Genomic DNA, 24,563 nt, shown 5'->3' with positions numbered 1-24,563 from the left:
TCGTCATGGCCGCGAGCGCGGCGCGAGGAGACGGAACGATGATCTGGCAAACCCATGAAGTGAGCAACCAGTACGAAGAACTGGCGGATTACTCGCTGTACGACAGCGACCCGGCCTTGCGCGAGGCGCTGCGGCGCGCCGACGCGGGCTGGGCCGAGGCCGGGCTCAGCGCCTACGGCGAGCGCCTGGGGCGGGCGGACAGCTTCGAACTGGCCGAGCAAGCCAACCGCCATGCGCCGGAGTTGCGGGCTTTCGATCGCCGCGGCCGTCGCGTCGACCAGGTGGATTCCCACCCGGCCTGGCACCAGTTCTTGGCGCTGTATCGTGAGCAAGGCCTGGTGAGCCTGCCTTTCGACAGTCAGCGGCCGGGACGCTGGACCGCTGCGATGGCCGGCCTCTATCTGCATGGCCAGGTGGAGGCCGGCAGCTTGTGCCCGGCGACGATGACCCAGGCCGCCATTCCCTTGCTGCGGCGCGAGCCGGCGCTGTGGGCGCAGCTGGGCGACAAGCTGTTCAGCCGCGTTCACGACAGCCGCGATCTGCCGCTGGAACGCAAGACGTCGGCCTGGATAGGCATGGGCATGACCGAGAAGCAGGGCGGTTCCGACGTGCGCGCCAACACCACGCAGGCGACGCCCTTGGGCGCCGGGGGCCGCGGCGGAGAATACCTGCTGCGCGGCCATAAGTGGTTCTGGTCGGCGCCGATGTGCGACGCCCATCTGGTGGTGGCCAAGACCGCCGACGGCGCGCCGTGCTGCTTCTATCTGCCGCGCTGGCGGCCGGACGGCGAGCGCAACGCGGTGCGGATCCAGCGCCTGAAGGACAAGGTGGGCAATCGCAGCAACGCCGGGTGCGAGGTGGAGTTCCAGGACGCCTGGGGCGTGCTGATCGGCGAGGAGGGCCGCGGCATTCCCACCATCATCGAAATGGCCGGCTACACCCGGCTCAACTGCGTGATCGGCAGCGCCGCGCTGCTGCGCCAGGGCGCGGTGCAGGCGCTGGCTTACGCGCGGCGGCGCATGGCCTTCGGCAAGCGGCTGGCCGAGCAGCCGCTGATGCGCGCGGTGTTGGCGGACCTGGCGCTGGAAAGCGAGGCGGCGCTGCAATTGGCGGCGCGCTTGTCCGAGGCCTTTGAACGAGAGGACGCGCCGGCGCAGCGGGGTTGGAAGCGCATCGTCACGCCGGCGGCCAAGTTCTGGGTGTGCAAGCGCGCGGTGGAGCTCAGCGGCGAGGCGATGGAAGTGTTCGGCGGCAACGGCTATGTCGACGGACCGATGGCGCGCCTGTATCGCGAAGCGCCGCTGAATTCGATCTGGGAGGGCTCCGGCAATGTGATGTGCCTGGATCTGATCCGCGCGCTGCAGCGCGAGCCCGAAGCCTGGCAGGCGCTGCTGGAGGATTTGGCCGGCCTGTCCGGCGGTGAGCCGGCGCTGGCGGCGGCGCTGGCGCAATTGCGCCAGATGGCCGCCAGGCCGGCCGAACTTGAGCCTTTGGGGCGGCGTTTCGCCCAGTTGCTGGCGCTGACGGCGCAGGCCTGCCTGTTAGCGCGCCATGCGCCGTCGGCTTCGGCCCAGGGTTTTATCGCCAGCCGTTTGGACGACGGGCAATGGGGGCGGGTGGCCGGCGCGCTGAACGGAAGCCGGCTGGATATCGAGGCTATCCTGCAGCGCGCCTTGCCGGTCTGAGTCGGACTCAGAGCGCGTCGCCCGGCACCCGCACCCACCCCTCCATCAACACCCGCGCGCTGCGGCTCATCACCGCCTTGGTCACCGTCCAGGCGCCGTTTTCCTGACGGGCTTCGGCGCCGACGCGCAAGGTGCCGGACGGATGGCCGAAGCGCACCATCCGGCGCTTGCCGCCGCCGGCGGCCAGGTTGACCAGGGTGCCGGGAATGGCCGCGGCGGTGCCTATGGCCACCGCGGCGGTGCCCATCATCGCGTGATGCAGCTTGCCCATGGACATGGCCCGCGCCAGGAGGTCGATGTCGGCGGCGCGCACCGGCTTGCCGCTGGAGGCGGTGTAGTCGGCCGGCGGCGCGACGAAGGCGATTTTGGGCGTGTGCTGGCGGCTGGCGATTTCTCCCAGCGTTTCAATCAAACCCATCTTCAGCGCGCCGTGGGCCCGGATGGCCTCGAAGCGCGCCAGCGCCGCCGGGTCGGCGTTGATCGCGTCCTGCGACTCGGCGCCGCTGTAGCCGATGTCGGCGGCCTTGACGAAGATGGTGGGGATGCCGGCGTTGATCAGCGTGGCCGGGAAGACGCCGACGCCGGGGACTTCCAGCGTGTCCACCAACTGGCCGGTGGGGAACATCGCGCCGCCGTCGCCATCGCCTTCATCGGCCGGGTCCAGGAACTCCAGCGCGATCTCGGCGGCGGGGAAGGTGACGCCGTCCAGCTCGAAATCCCCGGTTTCCTGCACCTGGCCTGCGGTGATGGGCACATGGGCGATGATGGTCTTGCCGATATTGGCCTGCCAGATGCGCACGCTGCATACGCCGTTGGCGGGAATGCGCGCCGGATCGATCAGGCCGCCGGCGATGGCGAAGGGGCCGACCGCGGCGGACAGATTGCCGCAGTTGCCGCTCCAGTCGACGAAGGCTTTGTCTATGCCGACCTGGCCGAACAGATAATCGACGTCGTGGCCCGGGCGCGAGGAGGGGGACACGATCACGGTCTTGCTGGTGCTGGAGCTGGCCCCGCCCATGCCGTCTATCTGCTTGCCGTAAGGGTCCGGGCTGCCGATCACGCGCAGCAGCAGCGCGTCGCGCGCCGCGCCCGGCCGGCGCGCGGCCTCCGGCAAGTCCTGCAAACGGAAGAACACGCCCTTGCTGGTGCCGCCGCGCATATAGGTGGCGGGGATGCGGATCTGGGCAGACTGAGTCATATGCTGTTTTTCCTGTGCTTGCGGCGGTTCCGTTGTCGGGACGCCGCTGTGTTCATTGTGTCCGGGCGCTTAGCGCTTGCCAGATCGCTTCTAGGACCGCGTCCTGATTGTGCAGAATATCGTTGTTCCAGAAGTGCATGACTCTGAAGCCCTGCGCCTGCAGCCAAGCGTCGCGAGCGGCGTCGCCGCGGCTTTCATGATGCTGGCCGCCGTCCGCCTCTATGATTAGCCGCGAGCCGAAGTGGACGAAATCGACGATGTAGGGGCCGATCGGCTGTTGGCGGCGGAATTTCTCGCCGTTCAGCCGGTGGGCGCGGAGCTGCTTCCAGAGTCGCTGTTCGGCATCGGTCATATTGCGCCGTAAGGACTTGGCGAAATCGAGCTGGCGCATACCCCTCTCCCCAACCCCTCTCCCGCAGGGGGAGAGGGGCTTGCTGAGTCGTTAATGCTCTGCCGCTATTTCTGCCGCAACTAAGCTGTCATCTCAACTGCAGGCGGCAAAGCGATTTCGTGGCGTTTTTTCTCTCCTGCAAGAGAGGATTGGAGTGTTTTCGCCTTACATTAAGCGGCGACATCCCTACAAATACCGATAGTAAAACCGTCCTGTGGTATCTCCCCTCTCCCCTTGAGGGAGAGGGGCCGGGGGAGAGGGGTTCAGCCTCCCGCCCCCTCCAAAAAGTCCTGGGCGAAACGCTGCAGCACGCCGCCTGCCTCGTAGATAGACACTTCTTCCGCGGTGTCCAGCCTACAGGTCACCGGCGCTTGCTCCGTGCGGCCGTCCTTGAGGTGGATCAGCAGCGTCAGCTCGGCGTGCGGCTGGCGCTGGCCGATCACGTCGTAAGTCTCGCTGCCGTCCAGCGCCAGCGTCTTGCGGTTGACGCCGGGTTTGAACTCCAGCGGCAGCACGCCCATGCCGATCAGATTGGTGCGGTGGATGCGCTCGAAGCCTTCGGCGACGATGGCCTCGACGCCGGCCAGGCGCACGCCCTTGGCCGCCCAGTCGCGCGAACTGCCCTGGCCGTAGTCGGCGCCGGCGACGATGATCAGCGGCTGCTTGCGCCGCATATAGGTTTCGATCGCCTCCCACATCCGCATCGTCTCGCCTTCAGGCTCCACGCGCGCCAGCGAGCCCTGGCGTACCGAGCCGTCTTCGTTCAACACCATTTCATTGAACAGCTTGGGGTTGGCGAAGGTGGCGCGCTGCGCGGTCAGGTGGTCGCCGCGGTGGGTGGCGTAGGAGTTGAAGTCCTCCTCCGGCAGGCCCATTTTCGCCAGGTATTCGCCGGCCGCCGAGTCCAGCAGAATGGCGTTGGAAGGCGACAGGTGGTCGGTGGTGATATTGTCCGGCAGCAGGGCCAGCGGACGCATGCCGCGCAGCGTGCGCTCGCCGGCCAGCGCGCCCTCCCAGTACGGCGGGCGGCGGATATAGGTGGACTGCGGCCGCCATGCGTACAGCGGGCTGGCCTTGGCGGCGCCATCGCGCCGGATGGCGAACATCGGCTCGTAGACCTGGCGGAAATGTTCGGGCTTGACCGCCCGGCGCAGCACCGCGTCTATCTCCGCGTCGTCCGGCCAGATGTCCTTGAGCCGGATCTCCTTGCCGTCGGCGACGCCCAACACGTCTTTTTCGATGTCGAAGCGCATGGTGCCGGCGATGGCGTAGGCGATCACCAGCGGCGGCGAGGCCAGGAAGGCCTGTTTGGCGTAGGGGTGGATGCGGCCGTCGAAGTTGCGGTTGCCGGACAGCACCGCCGTCGCGTACAGATCGCGTTCCACAATCTCCTGCTGGATCTTGGGCTCCAGCGCGCCGGACATGCCGTTGCAGGTGGTGCAGGCGAAGGCGACGATGCCGAAGCCCAGCTGTTCCAGCTCGGACAGCAGGCCGGCTTCCTTCAGATAGAGCTCAACCGCCTTGGAGCCGGGCGCCAGCGAGGACTTCACCCAGGGTTTGCGGGCGAGGCCCAGCCGGTTGGCGTTGCGCGCCAGCAGGCCGGCGGCGATCACATTGCGCGGGTTGGAGGTATTGGTGCAGCTGGTGATGGCGGCGATGATCACCGCGCCGTCCGGCATCAGGCCTTGGGCCTCCTCCGCGCGCGCCTGCGCCAGATTGACGGCAATGCCGCGTTCGGCCAGCGCCGACACCGGCAGCCGCTTGTGCGGGTTGGACGGGCCGGCCAGGTTGCGGCCCACGCTGGACAGGTCGAAGCGCAGCACTCGCTCATACACGACGTTTTGCAGCGTGTCGGCCCACAGGCCGGCGGTCTTGGCGTAGCTTTCCACCAGCCGGACCTGCTCATCGCTGCGGCCGGTCAGCTTCAGATAGGAGAGGGTCTGCTCGTCGATGAAGAACAAGGCCGCGGTGGCGCCGTACTCCGGCGCCATATTGGAGATGGTGGCGCGGTCGCCCAGGGTCAGCGCCGCGGCGCCCGGGCCGTAGAACTCCAGATAAGCGCCCACCACTTTCTGCTGGCGCAGGAATTCGGTCAGCGCCAGCACCACGTCGGTGGCGGTGATGCCTGGGCCGGGCTTGCCGGACAGTTCCACGCCGACGATGTCCGGCAGCCGCATCCAGGAGGCGCGGCCCAGCATCACGTTTTCCGCTTCCAGACCGCCGACGCCGACGGCGATCACGCCCAGCGCGTCCACGTGCGGGGTGTGGCTGTCGGTGCCGACACAGGTGTCCGGGTAGGCCACGCCGTTGTCGGCGTGGATCACCGGCGACATTTTCTCCAGATTGATCTGGTGCATGATGCCGTTGCCGGCGGGGATCACGTCGACATTGTCGAAGGCGCTCTTGGTCCACTCGATGAAATGGAAGCGGTCTTCGTTGCGCCGGTCTTCGATCGCGCGGTTCTTTTCGAAAGCCTGCGGGTCGAAGCCGCCGCATTCCACCGCCAGCGAATGGTCGACGATCAACTGCACCGGCACCACCGGATTGACCTGGGCCGGGTCGCCGCCCTGATCGGCGATGGCGTCGCGCAGGCCGGCCAGGTCCACCAGGGCGGTCTGGCCCAGGATGTCGTGACAGACCACGCGCGCCGGAAACCAGGGGAAATCGCGCTCGCGCTTGCGATGGGCGATTTGCTCCAGGCAGTCGCCCAGCAGCGCCGGTTCGCAGCGGCGCACCAGGTTTTCGGCGTGGACGCGGCCGGTGTAGGGCAGTTGCTCCCAGGCGCCGGGGCGGATGGCGTCGACGGCGGCGCGGGCGTCGAAATAGTCGAGCCCGGTGCCGGGCAGGGGAATGCGGTAAGCGGAATTCATCATGTCTTGGCCAATTTGAAAATCAGGGGCGGGGGCGCGACGGCCCCCGGTCCGGTCAGCGCTGTTCCAGCGGCACGAAGACCTGGTCTTCCGGGCCGACGTAATTGGCGCTGGGGCGGATGATCTTGCCGTCCTGGCGCTGCTCGATCACGTGCGCGCTCCAGCCGCTGGTGCGGGCGATGACGAACAGCGGGGTGAACATGGCGGTGGGCACGCCCATCATGTGGTAACTGACCGCGGAAAACCAGTCCAGATTGGGGAACATCTTCTTGATGTCCCACATCACGGTTTCCAGCCGTTCGGCGATGTCGAACATCTTGCTGTTGCCGGCGGACTTGGACAGTTCGCGCGCCACGTCCTTGATCACCTTGTTGCGCGGATCGGAGATGGTGTAGACCGGGTGGCCGAAGCCGATCACCACTTCCTTGCGCTCCACGCGCTCGCGGATGTCGGCCTCGGCTTCGGCCGGGCTTTCATAGCGTTGCTGAATGTCGAAAGCCACTTCGTTGGCGCCGCCGTGCTTGGGGCCGCGCAAGGCGCCGATGGCGCCGGTGACGGCGCTGTACAAGTCCGAGCCGGTGCCGGCGATGACGCGGGCGGCGAAGGTGGAGGCGTTGAATTCATGCTCGGCGTATAGATTGAGCGAGGTGTGCATCGCGCGTACCCATTCCTGAGACGGTTTTTCGCCGTGCAGCAGGTGCAGGAAGTGGCCGCCTATGCTGTCGTCGTCGGTTTCCACCTCGATGCGCTTGCCGTTGTGGCTGAAATGATGCCAGTACAGCAGCATTGAGCCCAGGCTGGCCATCAGCCGGTCGGCGATGTCGCGCGCGCCGGCCTGGTTGTGATCGTCCTTCTCCGGCAGCGCGCAGCCCAGCGCGGACACGCCGCTGCGCATCACGTCCATGGGATGGGCGCTGGCCGGCAGCGCCTCCAGCACCGCCTTCACCGCCGCCGGCAGGCCGCGCAGCGATTTCAGCTTTTTCTTGTAGCCGACCAGCTCGGCCTTGTTCGGCAGCTTGCCGTGAACCAGCAGATAGGCCACTTCCTCGAATTCGCAACGGCCGGCGAGGTCGAGGATGTCGTAGCCGCGGTAGTGTAGGTCGTTGCCGCTGCGGCCCACGGTGCACAGCGCGGTATTGCCGGCGGCGACGCCGGACAGGGCTACGGATTTCTTGGGTTTGATGCCAACAACGGTTTCGCTCATGCTTTTCTCCTGATCGCAGACCTGCGGAATGATTATTTTTCGTAGAAAACGGCCAGCCAGACGCTGTCCCGCTCCGGCTCGGTCCAGGCCACCCGGTGCCGGCGACGCGCGGGGATGGCCACGCAATCGCCCGGTTTCAGCCTGAGACGCCGGGGCGGGTCCTGGTATTCCAGTTCCGCCGCGCCGGACAGCAGCAGAACCCATTCATCTTCGTCCTGTTCGTACCAGAATCCCTCCGGCGAAGCATGGCCGCGCGAGACGATGCGCTCGACGCGAAAGCCTTTCGCGCCGCTGAATAAAGTCTGCAGCAACTCTTCCGGCAACTGCGCCGGGATGTCGCCAAACAGATTATTCGGCACCATGGCCTTCCTGGCGGAACAGCGCGTCCAGCTTTTGTTCGTAGGCGTGGTAGTCCAGATGGCTGTACAGATCGGCGCGCGTCTGCATGGTGTCCAGCACCGCCTGTTGGCCGCCGTCGCGGCGGATCGCGCCGTAGACGTCGAGCGCGGCCTGGCTCATCGCGCGGAAGGCGGACAAGGGATAGAGCACCAGGCCGACGCCGTGTTCGCCCAGCTCGCGGGTATTGAACAGCGGGGTGGCGCCGAACTCGGTGATATTGGCCAGCACCGGCACTTTCACCGCCTCGGCGAAGCGGCGGTACATGGCCAGATCGGTCATCGCCTCCGGGAAGATCATGTCTGCGCCGGCCTCGACGCAGGCGACGGCGCGCGCGATGGCGGCGTCCAGGCCCTCCACCGCCAGCGCGTCGGTGCGCGCCATGATCACGAAGCCGTCGTCGCGGCGCGCGTCCACCGCCGCCTTGACGCGGTCCACCATTTCCTCCTGGCTGACGATGGCCTTGTTGGGGCGATGGCCGCAGCGTTTTTGCTGCACCTGGTCCTCGATATGCACCGCGGCGGCGCCGGCCTTCTCCAGGCTGCGGACTGCGCGGGCGATATTGAAGGCGCCGCCCCAGCCGGTGTCGATGTCCACCAGGAGCGGCAGCTCGGTGACGTCGGTGATGCGGCGCACGTCGATCAGCACGTCTTCCAACGTGGTGATGCCCAGGTCCGGAATGCCGCAGGAGCAGGCGGCCACGCCGCCGCCGGACAGATACAGCGCCTTGAAGCCGGAGTGCTCGGCCAGCCGGGCGGCGTAGGCGTTGACCGCGCCCACCACCTGCAAGGGCTGTTCTTGTGCTACCGCCAGACGGAAGCGTTGGCCGGGAGTGCTCATCGCGTTGGATTCCTAAAAGTTGCGGAGAAACGGCAAAGCCGTGAAGTCGGAAACTATTTGGCTTTGCATTGTTATCTCTATGTCATTCAAGCAAGTGCTTGGTAGGAGTGTAAGGGCTGGTTTGAGCGCTGGCAATACGGTTAAAACAAATGTTCAAGTTTTGTTCGAGGTCTGTTATGTTTCGCTGCTGAATCGCGTGGGGGAACTCATCGCAAGCGCGGTGGTCTAGTCACAGTCCACATACAACGACCACAAACACGACTAGTGGGCAAATCAGGGAGCATAACAACGACATGAGTGATCGGGATCTCGATCAACAGTTGGTGGAGCGTGCCCAGCGAGGTGAAAAAAGAGCTTTCGATCTGCTTGTTGCCAAGTATCAGCGACGTCTCGCCAGGTTGTTGTCGCGGTTTATCCGCGACGGCGCAGACATCGAGGATGTGACGCAAGAGGCGTTTGTCAAAGCGTATCGTGCCTTGCCGTCGTTTCGTGGCGAGAGCGCGTTTTACACATGGCTGTACAGAATCGGCATCAATACTGCCAAGAATTTCCTTAGCGCCTCCGGACGTCGTCCGGTGGTCAACAGCGAGATAGAGGACGAGGACGGCGAGAGCTTCGACATGGCGTCGCAGCTGCCCGACCTGAACACGCCCGAAACCGAGCTGATGAACAAGGAGATTCTGGCAACGGTCAATGCCGCCGTGGAGGCTTTGCCGGAGGAACTAAGAACCGCAATTTCGCTCAGGGAAATGGACGGTCTATCCTACGATGAAATCGCCAAGGTGATGGATTGCCCGATAGGCACCGTGCGCTCGCGGATTTTCCGAGCGCGCGAGGCGATTGCTGCCGAGCTCAGGCCTTTGCTGGATACGGCCAAGAACAGAAGGTGGTAGGTATGAAAGAAACGATATCCGCGATGATGGATGGCGAACTGGACGACTCTGACATAGGCAGAGCCATCGCCTCCATTTCATCTGACAAGCAACTGGATGCCGCCTGGGGCGAGTATCACTTGATTGGCGACGCGATGCGCGCCAACCGCATGGTTGCGCTCAATGTGCGAGAGCAGGTCGCCAGCCGGCTGGCGGACGAGCCCACGGTGCTTGCGCCGCGGCGCTGGTTGCGCCCGGCGCGCGGCCGCGCCGCAGGCGGGGTGGCCTTGGTCGCCAGCGTCCGCACCGCAGGCGCGGTGGCGCTGGCCGCCAGCGTGAGCTTCGCCGCCGTGGTGGGCTGGCAGCAGCTCTCGCACCGCGGCGAGCCGGCCTCGCTGGTGGCGGACAAGGGCGTGCCGGTGCAAGTGGCCCAGCCGGCGCAAGCCAGCCAGCCCGAGCGCGACGACCCCTATCTGCTGGCTCATCAGGAAGTGACCTCCGAACAAGGCAATATGAAAGTATCCTACGGAAACGGAGCTCGCCGTTAAATGCGTGTAATTCCTCTGATCAGTTTGATGGTTGTGGCGGCCGCGCCTGCCGCCCATGCAGAGGATGACTGGCAGCTGCTGCGCAATGTGGCGGCTGCCGGACGCCAGCAGGCGCTGAACGGCACCTATCTGCACCAGATGAACGGCACGCTGGAAACCTTCCACATCGTCAGGGAAGGCCAAGGCGAAGCCATGCGGGAAAAGCGGACGTCCTTGGACGGGCCTTCCCGCGAAATTGTCCGCAAAGGCAATGAGCTGGCCTGTTTCGCGCCGGACAAGAAAGCCTTGAACGCGGCCAAGATCAGCGCGATGCGCCTGTTTCCGGCCTTGCTGCCGGAGGACATGAGCGAGATCAACCAGTCGTATGCGCTCAAGCACGTGGGCAGCGACCGGGTGGCTCAGCGCGATTGCAATCTGCTGGAGCTGCGGCCCAAGGACAGGCAGCGCTACAGCCTGCGCATGTGCGTGGAGCCGCTGACCTCGCTGCCTTTGAAGATGGTGACCTTGTCGCCCAAGGGCGAGGCGGTGGAGCAGTTCACCTTCACCGACATCGACCTGAACGGCCCCAAGGACAAGCGAGCCTATCGGCCCAAGTTCGCGCAGAAGTTCCTGCTGCGCTCCGGCGGCGCGTCGACGCCGCAGGCCGGCGCGCAAGTGGACAACGATGTGTCCGGGCTGCCCAACGGCTTCCATCTGCTGCGCTCGGTGCAGCGCAGTCTGCCGGGCCAGGCGGGCAAGTCGGTGCGCCACATGGTGTATTCCGACGGCTTGGTGATGCTGTCGCTGTTCGTCGAGACGCAGCCGGAAGGCGCGCGGCTGGAACGTAGCAGCAATCTGCACGGCGCCATCAATATGGCCACCGGTCCGCAAGGCAGCTATCAGCTGACCGCGGTGGGCGATATGCCCGAGCCGGCGATGATGGGGCTGCTGAAAGGGTTGAAAGTCAGCCTCAAGCCATGACGGCCAAGCTCGTGGACGTTCCTGCAAGCCCGTCCGGAGGCCCGGCCTCCGGCGGCGCGCTTGCGCGGAACGGACCGGGTGGCGCCGGCGCCTTGACGCCGGCTTTCCTGTTTTTCTCGGCGGCGAACGCCGCGGCCGGGCGCCTGGCGCGCGGCCGGTTCGACGCTGAAATTCCCCAGCCGGCTTCCGTCGGCGCGTCTCAAACACAACATATCAAGATGGAGCGCTCATGCCGGTTAAAAAACTGATTGTTTCCGCCATGCTGGCGGCCTCTATTATGGCGGGCGCGGTGCCCGCTGCAATGGCCGCGGAACTGCCGGACTTCAGCCAGATTGTCTCTAACGAGGGCAAGGCCGTCGTCAACATCAGCACCAAGTCCACGGTGCGCGAGGTCAGCAACGATCTGCCCGAGGGCATGAGCGGCGACCCCTTCTTTGAATTCTTCCGTCGTTTCGCGCCGCCGCGCGCCCAGGAGCGGCAGGAGTCGTCGCTGGGTTCCGGTTTCATCATTTCCGCCGACGGCTATGTGCTGACCAATGCGCACGTGGTGGCCCGCGCCGATGAAATCACCGTCAAGCTGACGGACAAGCGCGAGTACAAGGCCAAGGTGATAGGCTCCGACGCCCGCACCGACGTGGCGTTGTTGAAGATTGAGGCCGACAAGCTGCCGGTGGTGCGCCGCGGCGACGCCAACGCCTTGAAAGTGGGCGAGGGCGTGTTGGCCATCGGCTCGCCGTTCGGCTTCGAGAACACCGCCACTTCCGGCATCGTCTCCGGCAAGAACCGCATGCTGCCGGATGAAACCTTCGTGCCCTTCATTCAGACCGACGCCGCGATCAACCCCGGCAATTCCGGCGGCCCGCTGTTCAACGCCAGGGGCGAAGTGGTGGGCGTCAATTCCCAGATCTTCAGCCGTTCCGGCGGTTTCATGGGCATTTCCTTCGCCATCCCCATCGACGTGGCGATGGACGTGGTGGCTCAGCTGAAGGCCAAGGGCCATGTCAGCCGCGGCAAGATCGGCGTGGTGATCCAGGAGTTGAGCCAGGATCTGGCCGCCTCCTTCGGCCTGGCCAAGCCGGCCGGCGCGTTGATCAACGCGGTGGAGCCGGGCGGCCCGGCGGCCAAGGCCGGCGTCAAGCCCGGCGACATCATCCAGCAAGTGGACGGCAAGCCGGTTGAATCCGGCTCCGATCTGCAGCGGCTGATCGGCAGCATTCCGCCCGGCAAGCCGGTGACCTTGGGCCTGTGGCGCGCTCGCGCCGCGGTGTCGGCCAAGGTGGTGCCGGTGGAGCAGCAGGATCAGGACCCGAGGCTGGCGCAGCGCGAATACCGCGGCTCGCAGCAGGAGCGTCCGGCCGAGCAGAGCTTCTCGCAGATCGGTTTGCGGCTGCAGGTGCTGAATCCGGCGCAGTTGCAGCGCGCCGGCATCAAGTACGGCCTGCTGGTGCGCGGCGCCAATAATGTGGCGATGCGCGCGGGCATTCAGCCGGGCGACGTGATCGTGGGCATCGGCAGCGAGCCGCTGGCCAATGTCGAGCAGCTGAAGTCCGCCTTGTCCGCGGCCAAGAAGGGCTCGTCGATCGCGCTGCAAGTGCTGCGTCAGGGGATTACCCAGTTCATCCCGCTGCCGGTGGGCGACGGCAAGTGAGACTGACGCTGTATTTCCGCGAATACTGCAGCTTGTGCCATCAGATGCTGGCCGAGCTGCAGCCCTGGCGCGAGCGCTACGGCTTCGAGCTGGACGTCGTCGATGTCGACGCCGACCCGAAGCTGGAGCGCCGCTTCAACGAACTGGTGCCGGTTCTGATGGCGGATGAGACCGAAATCTGCCATTGGCGCCTGGATCAGGCCGCATTGGCTGCACATTTGGGCGAAATCGGCTAAAATCCGCGCCAGTGTGAGTTTATATCGGGGGCACTTGGGTGCCCCCGCTTGCTGGATGGGCTGTTAACGGCTTTAGAGGTCGCAATCCTGATGATGAGCCGCTTTCATCAGGCCCGCGGCTTCCATCGGCAGTTCCGGGCACGCTAGCGTGCCCTTATCTTTTGCTGGATATCATGAAAAACATTCGAAATTTCTCGATCATTGCCCATATCGACCATGGCAAATCGACCCTGGCCGACCGCTTCATTCAATTCTGTGGCGGCCTGGAAATGCGCGAAATGAGCGCCCAGGTGCTGGACTCGATGGACATCGAGAAAGAGCGCGGCATCACCATCAAGGCGCAGACCGCGGCCTTGAGCTACAAGGCGCGCGACGGTCAGGTCTATAACCTGAACCTGATCGACACCCCCGGACACGTGGACTTTTCCTATGAAGTGTCGCGCTCGCTGTCCGCCTGCGAAGGCGCGCTGCTGGTGGTGGACGCCTCGCAAGGCGTGGAAGCGCAGACCGTGGCCAACTGCTACACCGCTATCGAGCTGGGCGTGGAAGTGGTGCCGGTGCTGAACAAGATCGACCTGCCGGCCGCCGAGCCGGAGCGCGTCAGCCAGGAAATCGAAGACATTATCGGCATCGAGGCGGCGGACGCGGTGCGCGCTTCGGCCAAGTCCGGCATCGGCATCGAGGACATTCTGGAAGAAGTGGTCAGCAAGGTTCCGCCGCCAAAGGGCGATGCGGGCGGCCCTCTGAAGGCTTTGATCGTCGACTCCTGGTTCGACAACTACGTCGGTGTGGTGATGCTGGTGCGCGTGATCGACGGTTCGCTGAAGCCCAAGGACAAGATCAAGTTCATGGCCACCGGCGCCGAGCATCTGTGCGAGCAGGTGGGCGTGTTCACGCCCAAATCCGTCCAGCGTCCGAATCTGAACGCGGGCGAGGTGGGTTTCGTCATCGCCGGCATCAAGGAATTGAAATCGGCCAAGGTCGGCGACACCATCACCCTGGTGTCCAAGCCGGCCACCGAGGCGCTGCCGGGCTTCAAGGAAGTGCAGTCCCAGGTATTCGCCGGCCTGTATCCGGTGGAAAGCCATGACTACGAAGCGCTGCGCGACGCGCTGGAAAAACTGCAGCTGAACGACGCTTCGCTGAAGTACGAGCCGGAAGTGTCGCAGGCGCTGGGCTTCGGCTTCCGCTGCGGCTTCCTCGGCCTCCTGCACCTGGAGATCGTGCAGGAGCGCCTGGAGCGCGAGTTCGACATGGACCTGATCACCACCGCGCCCACGGTGAACTACGAAGTGGTGATGAAGGACGGCGTGGTGGAAGTGGTGTCCAACCCGTCGCGGATGCCGGATGCCGGCAAGTACGACGAGTTGCGCGAACCCATCATCACCTCCACCATCCTGGTGCCGCAAGACTATGTCGGCGCGGTGATGACGCTGTGCAACCAGAAGCGCGGCGTACAGCGCAATATGCAGTACATGGGCCGTCAGGTGATGCTCACCTACGATCTGCCGATGAACGAAGTGGTGATGGACTTCTTCGACAAGCTGAAGTCCACCAGCCGCGGCTACGCCTCGCTGGATTACGAATTCAAGGAATTCCAGAGCGCCGATCTGGTCAAGCTGGATGTGCTGGTCAATGGCGAGAAGGTGGACGCGCTGTCGCTGATCGTGCACCGCGCCTCCAGCGTCTACCGCGGCCGCGAACTGGTGTCCAAGATGCGCGAACTGATTCCGCGTCAGATGTTCGATATCGCGGTGCAGGCGGCCATCGGCGGCCACATCATCGCGCGCGAGACGGTCAAGGCCTTGCGCAAGAACGTGTTGGCCAAGTGCTACGGCGGCGACATCACCCGTAAGAAAAAACTGCTGGAGAAGCAGAAGGCGGGCAAGAAGCGCATGAAGCAGGTGGGCAATGTGGAAATTCCGCAGGAAGCATTCCTGGCAATCCTTCAAGTAGGGGACAAATAAGTGGGCGGAAATCTGTTCTGGGTGTTTGTCGTGGCGGTGGCGATCGGCGGCATGCTGATCGCTTTTGGCGGCAAGAAGCAAGAGGGCGCCAAGGATTGGCCGCAGGCGGTGCAATGGGGCTACCTGGCGGTGCTGATCGGCGGCTTCGGCCTGCTGTCCAACTATATGAGCTTCACCGCGGTGATGCTGGTCTTCGTGCTGATCACCGGCGCGGTATGGCTGGCGGACAAGCTGGTGCTGGCCAAGCGCCGCGCGGCGGAGACCCCGGCCGGCCATTTCGTCGACTATTCTCGCGGCTTCTTCCCGGTGATCCTGGTGGTGTTCCTGCTGCGCTCCTTCATCGCCGAGCCGTTCCAGATTCCCAGCAGCTCGATGCGTCCGGGCCTGGTGGTGGGCGATTTCATCCTGGTGAACAAATTCACCTACGGCCTGCGCGTGCCGGTGCTGAACACCGTGTTCGCGCCGGTGGACAAGGTGGAGCGCGGCGACGTGGTGGTGTTCAACTTCCCGCCCAACCCCAAGGTCAACTACATCAAGCGCGCCATCGGCCTGCCGGGCGACGTGGTCGAGTACCGCGACAAGCGCCTGAGCGTCAACGGCAAGCCGCTGCCGGACGCCGACGACGGCAACTACGAATACCTGGAGCAGGGCTTGATGATGATCAACGCCAAGCGCTACAAGGAAACCATGGGGTCGCGCACGTACTCGGTGCTGAACAACGACGGTTCGCCCACTGTGGCTTTGAGCCAGGTGCAGGACTTCCCGTTCCGCGACAACTGCCGCTATGATGACAATGGGTTTGTCTGCAAGGTGCCGGCCGGCCATTACTTCATGCTGGGCGACAACCGCGACAACAGCCTGGACGGCCGTTACTGGGGCTTCGTCAACGACAAGCTGATGGTGGGCAAGGCCTTCATGATCTGGATGAACTTTGGCGACCTGTCCCGCATCGGCAAAACCATTCACTGATAAACGCAAGATCGCAAGCTCGGAGCGCATTATGCATTTCAGTCGTCAGAAGGGCCTGTCGCTGTTTTCCGTACTGCTGGTGATGATCGTGCTGGGCGCGATCCTCGTGCTGGGCATGAAGGTGATGCCGGTGTACTCGGAGTACGCCGAGGTGCGCCAGGCGATCACCGCCTTGTCCGCTCAAAGCAATGTCGGCGAGCTATCCGTTCGCCGGGATTTCAATCAGCGGGCCGCCGTGGCCGGCATCGCCTCGATCAAGGGTGAAAACCTGGTGGTGGTGACCGGCGGCAATTACGTGTACATCCGCGCCGCTTATCAGCGCGAAGTGCCCTTGTTCTCCAATGTCAGCCTGCTGTTCAAATTCGATACCCAAGCGGGCCAGCCCCCGCAATAAGCCAAGTGATACCAACCGACAATAGATTCCGGCGCCTGAGTCAGGCGCTGGATTACGCATTTCAGAAGCCGGAGTTGCTGCGTCAAGCCTTGACGCATCGCAGTTACGGCGCCGGCAACAACGAGCGTTTCGAATTCGTGGGCGACAGCATCCTCAATTACACCGTCGCCCGCATGCTGTTCGATCAATTTCCCAAGCTGACCGAGGGCGAGCTGTCGCGGCTGCGCGCCAATCTGGTCAACCAGAACACCCTGGCCGAAATCGCCCACGAACTGAAGCTGGGCGATTACCTGTACCTGGGCGAGGGCGAGCTGAAAAGCGGCGGTTTCAACCGTCCGTCCATCCTCGCCGACGCGCTGGAAGCCACTTTCGCCGCGGTCAGCTTCGACTCCGATTTTCTGCGCGCCGAGCAAGTGGTGCGCAGGCTCTACGCCGAACGCGTGTCCTCCATCGACACCAGCCGCCAGGCCAAGGACGCCAAGACCCGTTTGCAAGAAGCGCTGCAGGCGCGCAAGCTGGCCTTGCCCAAATACCGGATACTGTCGCAAAGCGGCGAAGCCCATGAGCAATGGTTCCGCGTGGAATGCGACCTGGGCGAGCTGGCGATAGGCTCCACCGGCGAAGGCGGCAGCCGCCGCGCCGCCGAACAGCAGGCCGCCGAAGCGGCGCTGATCCTGCTGGAACAAAAACTCGCTGCGAGCAAGAAACGTATATGACTGACATCCAATATCACTGCGGCTTCGTCGCCATCGTCGGCCGTCCCAACGTCGGCAAGTCCACGCTGATGAACCATCTGATCGGCCAGAAGATCAGCATCACGTCCAAGAAGGCGCAAACCACGCGTCACCGCGTCACCGGCATCCACACCGAGAACAACGCCCAGTTCGTCTTCGTCGACACCCCGGGTTTCCAGACCTTTCACAAGGGCGCGCTCAACGAAACCCTGAACAAGAGCGTCAAGGACTCGCTGGGCAGCGTCGATTGCGTGCTGTTCGTGCTGGAGGCGATGCGCTTCACCGGCGCGGACCACGAAGTGATGGCCTTGCTGCCCAAGCGTACCCCGGTGATCCTGGTGGTGAACAAACTGGACAAGGCCAAGGACCGCGACGCGCTGCAGGCCTTCATCGCCGAGGTGCAGGCGGAATTCGCCTTCGCCGGCGTGGAAGTGGTCAGCGCCAAGCACGGCCAGCGCCTGAGCGAGCTGCTGGAGCAAGTGCGTCCGCATCTGCCGGAATCGATGCCGCTGTATCCGGAAGACATGGTCACCGACAAGAGCGAACGCTTCCTGGCCGCCGAGATTGTGCGCGAGAAGCTGTTCCGCTACCTGGGCGAAGAGCTGCCGTACGAAATGAACGTGGAAGTGGAAATGTTCGAAATGGACGGCGAGCTGCGCCGCATCCATATCGGCGTGCTGGTGGACAAGGAAAACCAGAAGCCCATCGTCATCGGCCGCGGCGGGGAGAAGCTGAAGAAAATCTCCACCGAGGCGCGGATGGACATGGAAAAATTGTTCGACGGCAAGGTCTTCCTGCAGGTCTGGGTCAAGGTCAAATCCGGCTGGGCCGACGACGTTCGCTTCCTGCGGGAATTCGGCCTGGACTGAAGCCCTCATGCACTATCATTTGGCGCCGTCCTGTTGGACGGTGATTTTTTCTCTGCAGCAAGGGCAGGACTTGCCCGGCAGCCGCGACTTGCTGGAGCGCATTGCCCGGCTGGCGGCCTGTCAGGCCGGCTTCCTGGGCCTGGAGCGCGGAGAGCCGGGACGGGACACCGTGTCCTACTGGGACAGCGTCGAGGCCATCGCCGCCTGGCGTCAGTGCGCGGAGCGCCTGATCGCCCAGCGCTACGGACCGGAAGCCTGGTATCGGGTGTTCGCCTTCAATGTGAGCGCGGCCGCGGTGTGCCCGCGGCCGGCGGCCGGGGGCGCCGGATGAGCCAGCCGGGCAGGGTGGATCGCCAGCCGGCCTATGTGCTGCACGCGCAGCCCTACCGGGAAACCAGTTTGCTGGTGGAGGTGCTCAGCCGCGAGCACGGCCGTTTTTCGGTGGTGGCGCGCGGCGCGCGGCGGCCGCGGGCCGATCTGCGCGGCCTACTGCTGCCTTTCCAGCCCTTGACCCTGTCCTGGTTCGGCAAGGGCGAACTGCGCACCCTGCACAGCGCAGACTGGGACGGCGGCGTGCCGCAGCTGTCCGGCCTGCCGCTGATCTGCGGCTTTTATCTGAACGAATTGATGATGAAGCTGACCGCGCGCGACGACCCCGAACCGCGCGCCTTCGCCGTTTACGACGCGGCGGTGCGCGGCCTGGCGCGGCAAGGCGGTCTGGCCGCGGTGCTGCGCCGCTACGAATTGCGGCTGATCCAGGTGTTGGGCTACGCGCCCAGCCTGCTGCGCGACGGCGACGGCGCGGACGTGGACGCCGGGCTTGATTATTGGTGCCAGGGCAACGCCGCGCCGGAGCGCGACGCCGGCCAGAGCCTGGAGCGCGGGCTGCGGCTCAGCGGCGCCAGCCTGCTGGCGATAGAGGCCGACGATTACGCGGCTGCGGCCACCCGGCTTGAAGCGCGGGCGCTGATGCGAGTATGGTTGACCGCTTTATTGGGCGAGGAGCCGCTGGCTTCGCGCGAACTGTTACAGGCCGTCAATTCGCTGTCGGATTGAGGCTAAGCTATCGGGAGTGAATATGATTCTGTTGGGCGTAAACATCGATCACGTCGCCACCTTGCGCCAGGCGCGCGGCACCCGTTATCCCAGCCCGGTGGAGGCCGCGCTGGTGGCGGAAACCGCCGGCGCCGACCTGATCACCCTGCATCTGCGCGAGGATCGCCGTCACATTCAGGACGCCGACGTGGTGGCGATGCGCCAGGTGGTCAAGACCCGGGTCAACCTGGAAATGGCGATGACCGAGGAAATGCTGGCCAATGCGCTGGCGGTGAAGCCGGAAGACGTGTGCCTGGTGCCGGAAAAGCGCGAGGAAGTCACCACCGAGGGCGGCCTGGACGCCATCGGCCATTTCGCCGATGTCAGCCGCTACACTCGCAGCCTGCTGGACGCCGGCATCCGCGTGTCCATCTTCATTGATCCGGACCGCGCGCAGATCCAGCGCGCCTGGGACGCCGGCGCGCGCGTGGTGGAATTGCACACCGGCGCTTACGCCGACGCCCATGACGCCGCGGCGCGCGACGCCGAGCTGGCGCGCATCCGCGACGCCGCCGCCTTCGCCGCCGAGCTGGGTATGGTGGTCAACGCCGGCCACGGTCTCAACTACCACAATGTGCAGCCGATCGCCGCCATTCCGCAGATCGCGGAACTGAATATCGGCCACGCCATCGTCGCCCAGGCGCTGTTCGTCGGCTTCGCCGAGGCGGTGAAGGAGATGAAGGCGCTGATGGCGGCCGCGCGCGGCTGATTCCGGTGCCCACCGTCGTCACCCACGCCCTGGCCGGCGCGACGCTGGCCGGCCTGTGCGCGCCGTGTCCGCTGCGCGCGCCCGGCATGGCCGGCTGGCTGCTGCTGTGCGGCGCGGCGGCGATGCTGCCGGATCTGGACGTGATCACTTTCAAGCTGGGCATTCCCTATGCCAGCCCCTGGGGGCATCGCGGCGTCTCTCATTCGCTGACGCTGGCCTTGATCGCCGGCGGCGTGCTGGCCGCGCTCGGGCACCGCTGGTGGTCGCGGATGGGGCTGGGGCCGCTACGCGCTTTTGTCGTGCTGAGCCTGGCGGTGGTCTCCCACGCCTTGCTGGACATGTGGACCGACGCCACCCATGGCCCGGCTTTGGCGATGCCCTGGCATCCGGGGCGCTTCTTGTTTGATTGGCGGCCTATCGAAGGCTCGCCGCTGACGCCCGGCCGCTGGCTGGGCCCCAAGGGGCTGCGTGTGCTGAGTTCGGAGCTGCTTTACGTCTGGCTGCCCTGTCTGCTGCTGTGGCTGTCCCGCGCTTTTTGGCTGAGCGGACGCGGAGAGGGCGGACGATGATTTACGGCATAGGCACCGATCTGGTGGACATCGAGCGCATGCGGGGGATGTTCCAGCGCTGGGGCTTCAAGCTGGGGCGGCACATGCTGGCCCCGGCCGAGCGGCGGGCTTTCGCCGACAGCGCCGATCCGGCGCGCTTTCTGGCCAAGCGCTTCGCGGTCAAGGAGGCTCTGGCCAAGGCGCTGGGCACCGGGGTGCGCGCGCCGGTGTTGCTGACGGCGATCTGGGTCGAGCATGATGAATGGGGTAAGCCGCTATTGGCGCTAAGCCCAGAATTGGAAGAATTTTTAAGCCGGCGCGGCGTGGGCGCGCGTCATCTGTCCATCAGCGACGAACGCGGCCACGCGCTGGCTTTTGTGGTGCTGGAGCGCCCCGCGCCCGGCTAAGAACGTGTTTACGATCTCGCGAGCAAGGGCGAGACAAGGCGTTGCGGCTGAAAAAGCGGAGTGTACACACGGTACATGGGCATTTTGAAGACGTGCTCACCGTGTAACGCTCCACAAGGCGTTGCGGATCGTAAACAGGTTCTAAGAGAGAGAGCAAACCGATGCAGCAGACTCAACAGAGCGCGGCCTTGCCGCGCGGGCCGGTAATGGCGGGCGTGGCCGGCCTGCGGCTGACGGACGAAGAGAAACAGCGCTTGGCGCATCCGCTGGTGGGCGGGGTGATCCTGTTTCGCCGCAATTTCCAGGACATCGAACAGCTGAAGGCGCTGACCGCGGAAATCCGCGCCTTGCGCAGCCCGCATCTGCTGATTGCGGTGGATCACGAGGGCGGCCGGGTGCAGCGCTTCCTCGACGGCTTCACCCGTCTGCCGCCGATGCAGGTGCTGGGCAGGATGTGGGAGCAGGACCGCGCGGCGGCCTTGGAGCAGGCGGAGAACGTGGGCTATGTGTTGGCCGCCGAGCTGTCCGCCTGCGGCGTCGACCTGTCCTTCACCCCGGTGCTGGACCTGGATTGGGGGCGCTGCGCGGTGATAGGCAACCGCAGCTTCCACCGCGATCCGGCCATTGTGGCCGAGTTGGCCGAGGCGCTGCAGCGCGGCCTGGCGCGCGGCGGCATGTCCACTTGCGGCAAGCACTTTCCCGGCCATGGCTTCGTCGAGGGCGACAGCCATCATCTGATGCCGGAGGACGGCCGCAGCCTGGCCGAGCTGGAGGCGGACGATCTGGTGCCCTTCGGCCGCCTGGCGGCCGCCGGCATGGGCTCGGTGATGCCGGCGCATGTTCTGTACCCGGCGGTGGACGCGCAGCCGGCCGGTTTCTCGCCGGTGTGGCTGCAGCAGGTGCTGCGCGGCCGGCTGGGTTTTGACGGCGTGATCTTCTCCGACGCCTTGGACATGGAGGGCGCGGCCGGCGCCGGCGACTTTGTTCAGCGCGCCGACGTGGCCTTGGCCGCTGGTTGCGATATGGTGCTGGTCTGCAACGATCCCCGGCAGACCGATCTGATTCTGGCCCATCTGCGGCCGCCGGCGCAGCCGGAACTGGCGCGGCGGCTGGAGCGCATGGCCGGCAAGGCGGCGGATTGGGCGGCGGAGCTGGCCGGCCCGGCCTTCGCCGCGGCGCGCGCCCAGGTGGAGCGTTTGAACATGCCTGCGGACGCGATGCGCGGGCCGGATGTGGGCGAGGCCAATTAAGCGTGACGCTTGCTTAGAGCGGCTAACAAACCCCTGATGCTGCGTTGCGCCGACTTGTCGTACTCAAGTACTGCCTGCGTCGGCGCGCCTTGCCTCAGCCGTGAAACTGACAATGTTAGCCGCTCTTAAGGGGGGGAACGTCTTTTGCCACGGAAGGCCACGGGAGCAGGCAAGGTCTGTGGTTGCTTTTGCCATGGAAACACACGGAAAAACACGGACCAAAGACGGTGGAAGGTTTCGTGGGTTTCCTGGCCGAAGGAGTTGTCTTTTGCCGTGTCTTCCGTGTGTTTCCGTGGCTAATAAAGGTGGCTAAACAAACTGCACCGGCACGTAGAAGTCTCGCCCCGGGCGGCTGACCAGCACTTGCGGCTGGCCCTGGATCACCGCGCGGAAGGCGCGCGGCAGCCGGCGCCAGTCCATGAACTTCATCTTGATGCTGTCGTACTGCGCTTGAGTGTGTTCCATGGTGTTCTCCCGAAGGTTCAGTCCACTTTGTGGATGACGTTGGTGACGACGCCCCAGATATGGAAGGCGGCGTCTTCCGGCACCGGAATCGGCTGAAATTCCGGGTTTTCCGGCAGCAGGCGGATGCCCTTGGCGGTTTTTTCCAGCCGCTTCACCGTCAGTTCGCCATTGAGCGCCGCTACTACAACCTTGCCGTTGCGCGCCTCCGTCGCGCGGTCCACCACCAGCAGGTCGCCGTCGTGGATGCCGGCGCCCAACATGGATTCGCCCTTGACCGTGACGAGGAAGGTGCTGCCAGGCCGCGGCGCCAGCCTGGCGTTGAGGTCCACGTCGTCTTCCTTGAGATCGTCCGCCGCCACCGGCGAGCCGGCCGGCACGCTGTTGGCGAACAGCGGCAGCGACAACTCGCTGAGGTGGCGCGCCAGGGTGCGCACGTCGTCGGCCTGGGCGTTGTGGGCGGTGCGCCAGCTGCGGTAATCGCGCAGCCAGTCTTCCAGCACCGGTTTCAACGGTTCCGGCACGCGGAGGGCGACGGTCTTGTCGCCGCCGTAGCTGGACTTGCGGCCGGCGCCGCTGCGTTTGCCCCCATGGCTCATTGGCTAATCCTCTGTAATGCAAGCAGATTTGATTGTGTACATTATCAAAGCCCAGGGCAAGTTTTTTTTGAGCGCGCCGGCGGCGGGCGCAAAAAAGCCCGCTGAGGCGGGCGGGTTTCGGCGGGCGGGCGGCGGCTTCAGAGCCGGTAGAAGCAGCGGGCGCAAACCGCGCGGTAGCGGGCGTTGCCGCCGATTTCCACCTGCGGGCCTTCCTTGACGCGGCGGCCGTCGGCGTCGATGCGAATGTGCATGGTGGCTTTTTTGCCACATTCGCAAATGGTCTTGATCTCTTCGATTTCATCGGCCAGCGCCAGCAGCATGCCGGAGCCGACGAAGGGTTCGCCGCGGAAATCGGTGCGCAGGCCGAAGCAGATCACCGGGATGTTGCGGGTATGGGCCAGCTCATGCAACTGGTGCACCTGCTCCGGGGTGATGAACTGGGCTTCGTCGATCAGGATGCAGGCGGTCTGGCCGAAATCCTCGGCCAGGAAGTTCAGCTCCGGCGAGAAGGTGCGGGCGTCGCGCTGCAGATTGAGGCGGGAGGTGATCTTGCCGAAGCCGTAGCGGTCGTCCATCGCGCTGGTGAACAGCGCCACGGTCTTGCCCATGGATTCGTAGTTGTTGGCGATTTGCAGCAGCTGGGTGCTCTTGCCGCTGTTCATCGCGGCGTAGCGGAAAAAGAGTTTTGCCATCGATGGGTTCTCGCTGGGGCTTAGGGCCTGTTTACGATCTCGCGAGCTAAGGGGAGACAAGGCGAAAACGGTTGAAGAAGCGGAGTGTACAAGAGGTACATGAGCATTCTGAAGCCGTACTCACCGTGTAACGCTCCACGACGCGCAGCAGATCGTAAATAGGTTCTTTAAAGGTCACCGCCGGTTTCCAGCACATAGCTGGCGCCGGCGTCCTGCGCCAGATGCTGGGCGAGGTAGGGCAGCACTTCGCGCAGCGTCTGCGGCAGCGTCCACGGCGCGTTGAGGATGAACATGCCGCTGCCGTGCATGCCGAAGCCGTCGCTGGACGGCTTTTGCACGTGCAATTCGGCGCGCAGCCAGTTCTTGGCGCCCAGCTTCTTCATTTCCTTGGGCAGTTCCTTCATCTCGGCACGCTGCAGGCAGGGATACCAGACCGCGTAGACGCCGGTGGCGAAGCGTTTCAGGCTTTCCTTCAGCGCGGTGATCACGTGCTGGTAATCGCGCTTGTCCTCGTAGGGCGGGTCGATCAGCACCAGCGCGCGGCGCGGCGGCGGCGGCAGAATCGCCTTGATCGCCTCGAAGCCGTTGGCCTGCTGGATTTGCACGCGGCGGCCGGCGTCGGCGAAGGTGTCGGCCAGCAGCTGGTGGTCGGTGGGGTGCAGCTCGAACAGGCGCAGCTTGTCGCTGGCCGGCATCACTTCCGCCGCGCACCAGGGCGAGCCGGGGTAGAGCTTGAGTTCGCCGTCGGCGTTCAGGCTGCGCACCACGTCGACGTAGTTGGCGACGGCTTCCGGCAGGTCGTCGCGCCGCCATAGGCGGGCGATGCCGGATTCGAATTCGGCGTTCTTGGTGGCGTAACCTTCCACCAGCGAGTAGGCGCCGGCGCCGGCATGGGTGTCGATATACCAGTAGGGCTTGGCTTTCTGGCCCAGGTAGTTCAGGAGCTCGATCTGGATCAGATGCTTGAGCACGTCGGCGTGGTTGCCGGCGTGGAAGGCGTGGCGGTAACTAAGCATGGCT

27 protein-coding genes are annotated in these 24,563 nt (G+C 64.9%); 17 read left to right on the top strand and 10 right to left on the bottom strand.

Going from position 1 to position 24,563, the window contains the following annotated elements; translation table 11 throughout:
- Nucleotides 1–38: 38 nt before the first annotated feature.
- Nucleotides 39–1,685 carry an acyl-CoA dehydrogenase family protein gene (locus ACODRW_RS14170; protein WP_488906010.1) on the top strand — a complete coding sequence of 549 codons (1,647 nt, stop codon included), beginning with the start codon at nucleotides 39–41 and terminating at the stop codon, nucleotides 1,683–1,685.
- A 7-nt stretch (nucleotides 1,686–1,692) separates the two neighbouring features.
- On the opposite strand, the gene prpF is transcribed toward ACODRW_RS14170, so the two are convergent.
- The 6 genes from prpF to prpB all read right to left on the bottom strand — a co-directional run bounded on the left by prpF (nucleotide 1,693) and on the right by prpB (nucleotide 8,584).
- Nucleotides 1,693–2,883 carry a 2-methylaconitate cis-trans isomerase PrpF gene (prpF, locus tag ACODRW_RS14165; protein WP_488906009.1) on the bottom strand — a complete coding sequence of 397 codons (1,191 nt, stop codon included), beginning with the start codon at nucleotides 2,881–2,883 and terminating at the stop codon, nucleotides 1,693–1,695.
- Nucleotides 2,884–2,935: 52 nt separating this feature from the next.
- Nucleotides 2,936–3,274 carry an endonuclease domain-containing protein gene (locus ACODRW_RS14160; protein ID WP_488906008.1) on the bottom strand — a complete coding sequence of 113 codons (339 nt, stop codon included), beginning with the start codon at nucleotides 3,272–3,274 and terminating at the stop codon, nucleotides 2,936–2,938.
- Between the two features lie 263 nt (nucleotides 3,275–3,537).
- Entirely contained in the window at nucleotides 3,538–6,144 is a 2,607-nt protein-coding gene (acnD, locus tag ACODRW_RS14155) for a Fe/S-dependent 2-methylisocitrate dehydratase AcnD (protein WP_488906061.1), read from the bottom strand.
- A 55-nt stretch (nucleotides 6,145–6,199) separates the two neighbouring features.
- Nucleotides 6,200–7,348: a bifunctional 2-methylcitrate synthase/citrate synthase gene (prpC, locus tag ACODRW_RS14150; protein WP_253314898.1), complete on the bottom strand. Its 1,149-nt coding sequence runs from the start codon at nucleotides 7,346–7,348 to the stop codon at nucleotides 6,200–6,202.
- Nucleotides 7,349–7,380: 32 nt separating this feature from the next.
- On the bottom strand, nucleotides 7,381–7,710 hold the full coding sequence (locus ACODRW_RS14145) for a cupin domain-containing protein (protein WP_107799409.1): 330 nt from the start codon (nucleotides 7,708–7,710) through the stop codon (nucleotides 7,381–7,383).
- Nucleotides 7,697–8,584 carry a methylisocitrate lyase gene (gene prpB / locus ACODRW_RS14140; protein WP_488906007.1) on the bottom strand — a complete coding sequence of 296 codons (888 nt, stop codon included), beginning with the start codon at nucleotides 8,582–8,584 and terminating at the stop codon, nucleotides 7,697–7,699. Before prpB ends, ACODRW_RS14145 begins: the two co-directional genes overlap by 14 nt.
- Nucleotides 8,585–8,877: 293 nt before the next feature.
- Between prpB and rpoE the strand changes: the two genes are divergently transcribed.
- From rpoE to nagZ, 16 genes are all read left to right on the top strand, one after another.
- Nucleotides 8,878–9,477 carry an RNA polymerase sigma factor RpoE gene (rpoE, locus tag ACODRW_RS14135; RefSeq protein ID WP_043641588.1) on the top strand — a complete coding sequence of 200 codons (600 nt, stop codon included), beginning with the start codon at nucleotides 8,878–8,880 and terminating at the stop codon, nucleotides 9,475–9,477.
- Between the two features lie 2 nt (nucleotides 9,478–9,479).
- Complete coding sequence (locus tag ACODRW_RS14130) at nucleotides 9,480–10,004, top strand: sigma-E factor negative regulatory protein (protein WP_107799407.1); 525 nt, start codon at nucleotides 9,480–9,482, stop codon at nucleotides 10,002–10,004.
- Nucleotides 10,005–10,964 carry a MucB/RseB C-terminal domain-containing protein gene (locus ACODRW_RS14125; protein ID WP_107799406.1) on the top strand — a complete coding sequence of 320 codons (960 nt, stop codon included), beginning with the start codon at nucleotides 10,005–10,007 and terminating at the stop codon, nucleotides 10,962–10,964.
- Nucleotides 10,965–11,193: 229 nt separating this feature from the next.
- Nucleotides 11,194–12,612: a DegQ family serine endoprotease gene (locus ACODRW_RS14120; RefSeq protein WP_107799405.1), complete on the top strand. Its 1,419-nt coding sequence runs from the start codon at nucleotides 11,194–11,196 to the stop codon at nucleotides 12,610–12,612.
- Entirely contained in the window at nucleotides 12,609–12,848 is a 240-nt protein-coding gene (locus ACODRW_RS14115) for a glutaredoxin family protein (RefSeq protein WP_488906006.1), read from the top strand. The genes ACODRW_RS14120 and ACODRW_RS14115 overlap by 4 nt, the downstream gene beginning before the upstream one ends.
- 173 nt (nucleotides 12,849–13,021) lie before the next feature.
- Nucleotides 13,022–14,815, top strand: coding sequence for a translation elongation factor 4 (gene lepA / locus ACODRW_RS14110; RefSeq protein WP_107799403.1), 1,794 nt, complete (start codon nucleotides 13,022–13,024; stop codon nucleotides 14,813–14,815).
- Nucleotides 14,816–15,784 carry a signal peptidase I gene (gene lepB, locus ACODRW_RS14105; protein WP_199225869.1) on the top strand — a complete coding sequence of 323 codons (969 nt, stop codon included), beginning with the start codon at nucleotides 14,816–14,818 and terminating at the stop codon, nucleotides 15,782–15,784. It begins immediately after the preceding gene.
- 31 nt (nucleotides 15,785–15,815) lie between these two features.
- Nucleotides 15,816–16,178: a DUF4845 domain-containing protein gene (locus tag ACODRW_RS14100; RefSeq protein ID WP_107799402.1), complete on the top strand. Its 363-nt coding sequence runs from the start codon at nucleotides 15,816–15,818 to the stop codon at nucleotides 16,176–16,178.
- Entirely contained in the window at nucleotides 16,175–16,894 is a 720-nt protein-coding gene (gene rnc, locus ACODRW_RS14095) for a ribonuclease III (protein WP_370445214.1), read from the top strand. The genes ACODRW_RS14100 and rnc overlap by 4 nt, the downstream gene beginning before the upstream one ends.
- Complete coding sequence (gene era, locus ACODRW_RS14090) at nucleotides 16,891–17,781, top strand: GTPase Era (protein WP_488906005.1); 891 nt, start codon at nucleotides 16,891–16,893, stop codon at nucleotides 17,779–17,781. Before rnc ends, era begins: the two co-directional genes overlap by 4 nt.
- Before the next feature lie 7 nt (nucleotides 17,782–17,788).
- Nucleotides 17,789–18,112, top strand: coding sequence for an antibiotic biosynthesis monooxygenase family protein (locus ACODRW_RS14085; protein ID WP_107799400.1), 324 nt, complete (start codon nucleotides 17,789–17,791; stop codon nucleotides 18,110–18,112).
- A complete protein-coding gene (gene recO, locus ACODRW_RS14080) occupies nucleotides 18,109–18,837 on the top strand; it encodes a DNA repair protein RecO (protein WP_486637048.1) in 729 nt (242 codons plus the stop codon). The genes ACODRW_RS14085 and recO overlap by 4 nt, the downstream gene beginning before the upstream one ends.
- 22 nt (nucleotides 18,838–18,859) lie before the next feature.
- A complete protein-coding gene (gene pdxJ, locus ACODRW_RS14075; protein ID WP_107799399.1) occupies nucleotides 18,860–19,585 on the top strand; it encodes a pyridoxine 5'-phosphate synthase in 726 nt (241 codons plus the stop codon).
- Between the two features lie 5 nt (nucleotides 19,586–19,590).
- Nucleotides 19,591–20,154 carry a metal-dependent hydrolase gene (locus ACODRW_RS14070; protein WP_488906004.1) on the top strand — a complete coding sequence of 188 codons (564 nt, stop codon included), beginning with the start codon at nucleotides 19,591–19,593 and terminating at the stop codon, nucleotides 20,152–20,154.
- On the top strand, nucleotides 20,151–20,540 hold the full coding sequence (gene acpS, locus ACODRW_RS14065; RefSeq protein WP_488906003.1) for a holo-ACP synthase: 390 nt from the start codon (nucleotides 20,151–20,153) through the stop codon (nucleotides 20,538–20,540). Before ACODRW_RS14070 ends, acpS begins: the two co-directional genes overlap by 4 nt.
- Before the next feature lie 161 nt (nucleotides 20,541–20,701).
- A complete protein-coding gene (gene nagZ / locus ACODRW_RS14060) occupies nucleotides 20,702–21,790 on the top strand; it encodes a beta-N-acetylhexosaminidase (RefSeq protein WP_107799397.1) in 1,089 nt (362 codons plus the stop codon).
- Nucleotides 21,791–22,099: 309 nt separating this feature from the next.
- On the opposite strand, the gene ACODRW_RS14055 is transcribed toward nagZ, so the two are convergent.
- The 4 genes from ACODRW_RS14055 to ACODRW_RS14040 all read right to left on the bottom strand — a co-directional run bounded on the left by ACODRW_RS14055 (nucleotide 22,100) and on the right by ACODRW_RS14040 (nucleotide 24,559).
- Complete coding sequence (locus ACODRW_RS14055; RefSeq protein WP_167604380.1) at nucleotides 22,100–22,255, bottom strand: hypothetical protein; 156 nt, start codon at nucleotides 22,253–22,255, stop codon at nucleotides 22,100–22,102.
- A 17-nt stretch (nucleotides 22,256–22,272) separates the two neighbouring features.
- Nucleotides 22,273–22,851: a LexA family protein gene (locus ACODRW_RS14050; protein ID WP_107799396.1), complete on the bottom strand. Its 579-nt coding sequence runs from the start codon at nucleotides 22,849–22,851 to the stop codon at nucleotides 22,273–22,275.
- A gap of 137 nt (nucleotides 22,852–22,988) precedes the next feature.
- The gene (locus ACODRW_RS14045) at nucleotides 22,989–23,543 is read right to left on the bottom strand and encodes a thymidine kinase (RefSeq protein ID WP_107799395.1); all 555 of its coding nucleotides are present in this window, start codon (nucleotides 23,541–23,543) and stop codon (nucleotides 22,989–22,991) included.
- A gap of 167 nt (nucleotides 23,544–23,710) precedes the next feature.
- Nucleotides 23,711–24,559, bottom strand: coding sequence for a 23S rRNA (adenine(2030)-N(6))-methyltransferase RlmJ (locus ACODRW_RS14040; protein WP_488906002.1), 849 nt, complete (start codon nucleotides 24,557–24,559; stop codon nucleotides 23,711–23,713).
- Nucleotides 24,560–24,563 lie beyond the last annotated feature (4 nt).

It is taken from the genome of Chromobacterium sp. FG89, assembly GCF_057808735.1.
The sequence above is the reverse complement of the archived record's forward strand: the minus strand, read 5'-3'. Positions and strand labels throughout refer to the sequence as shown.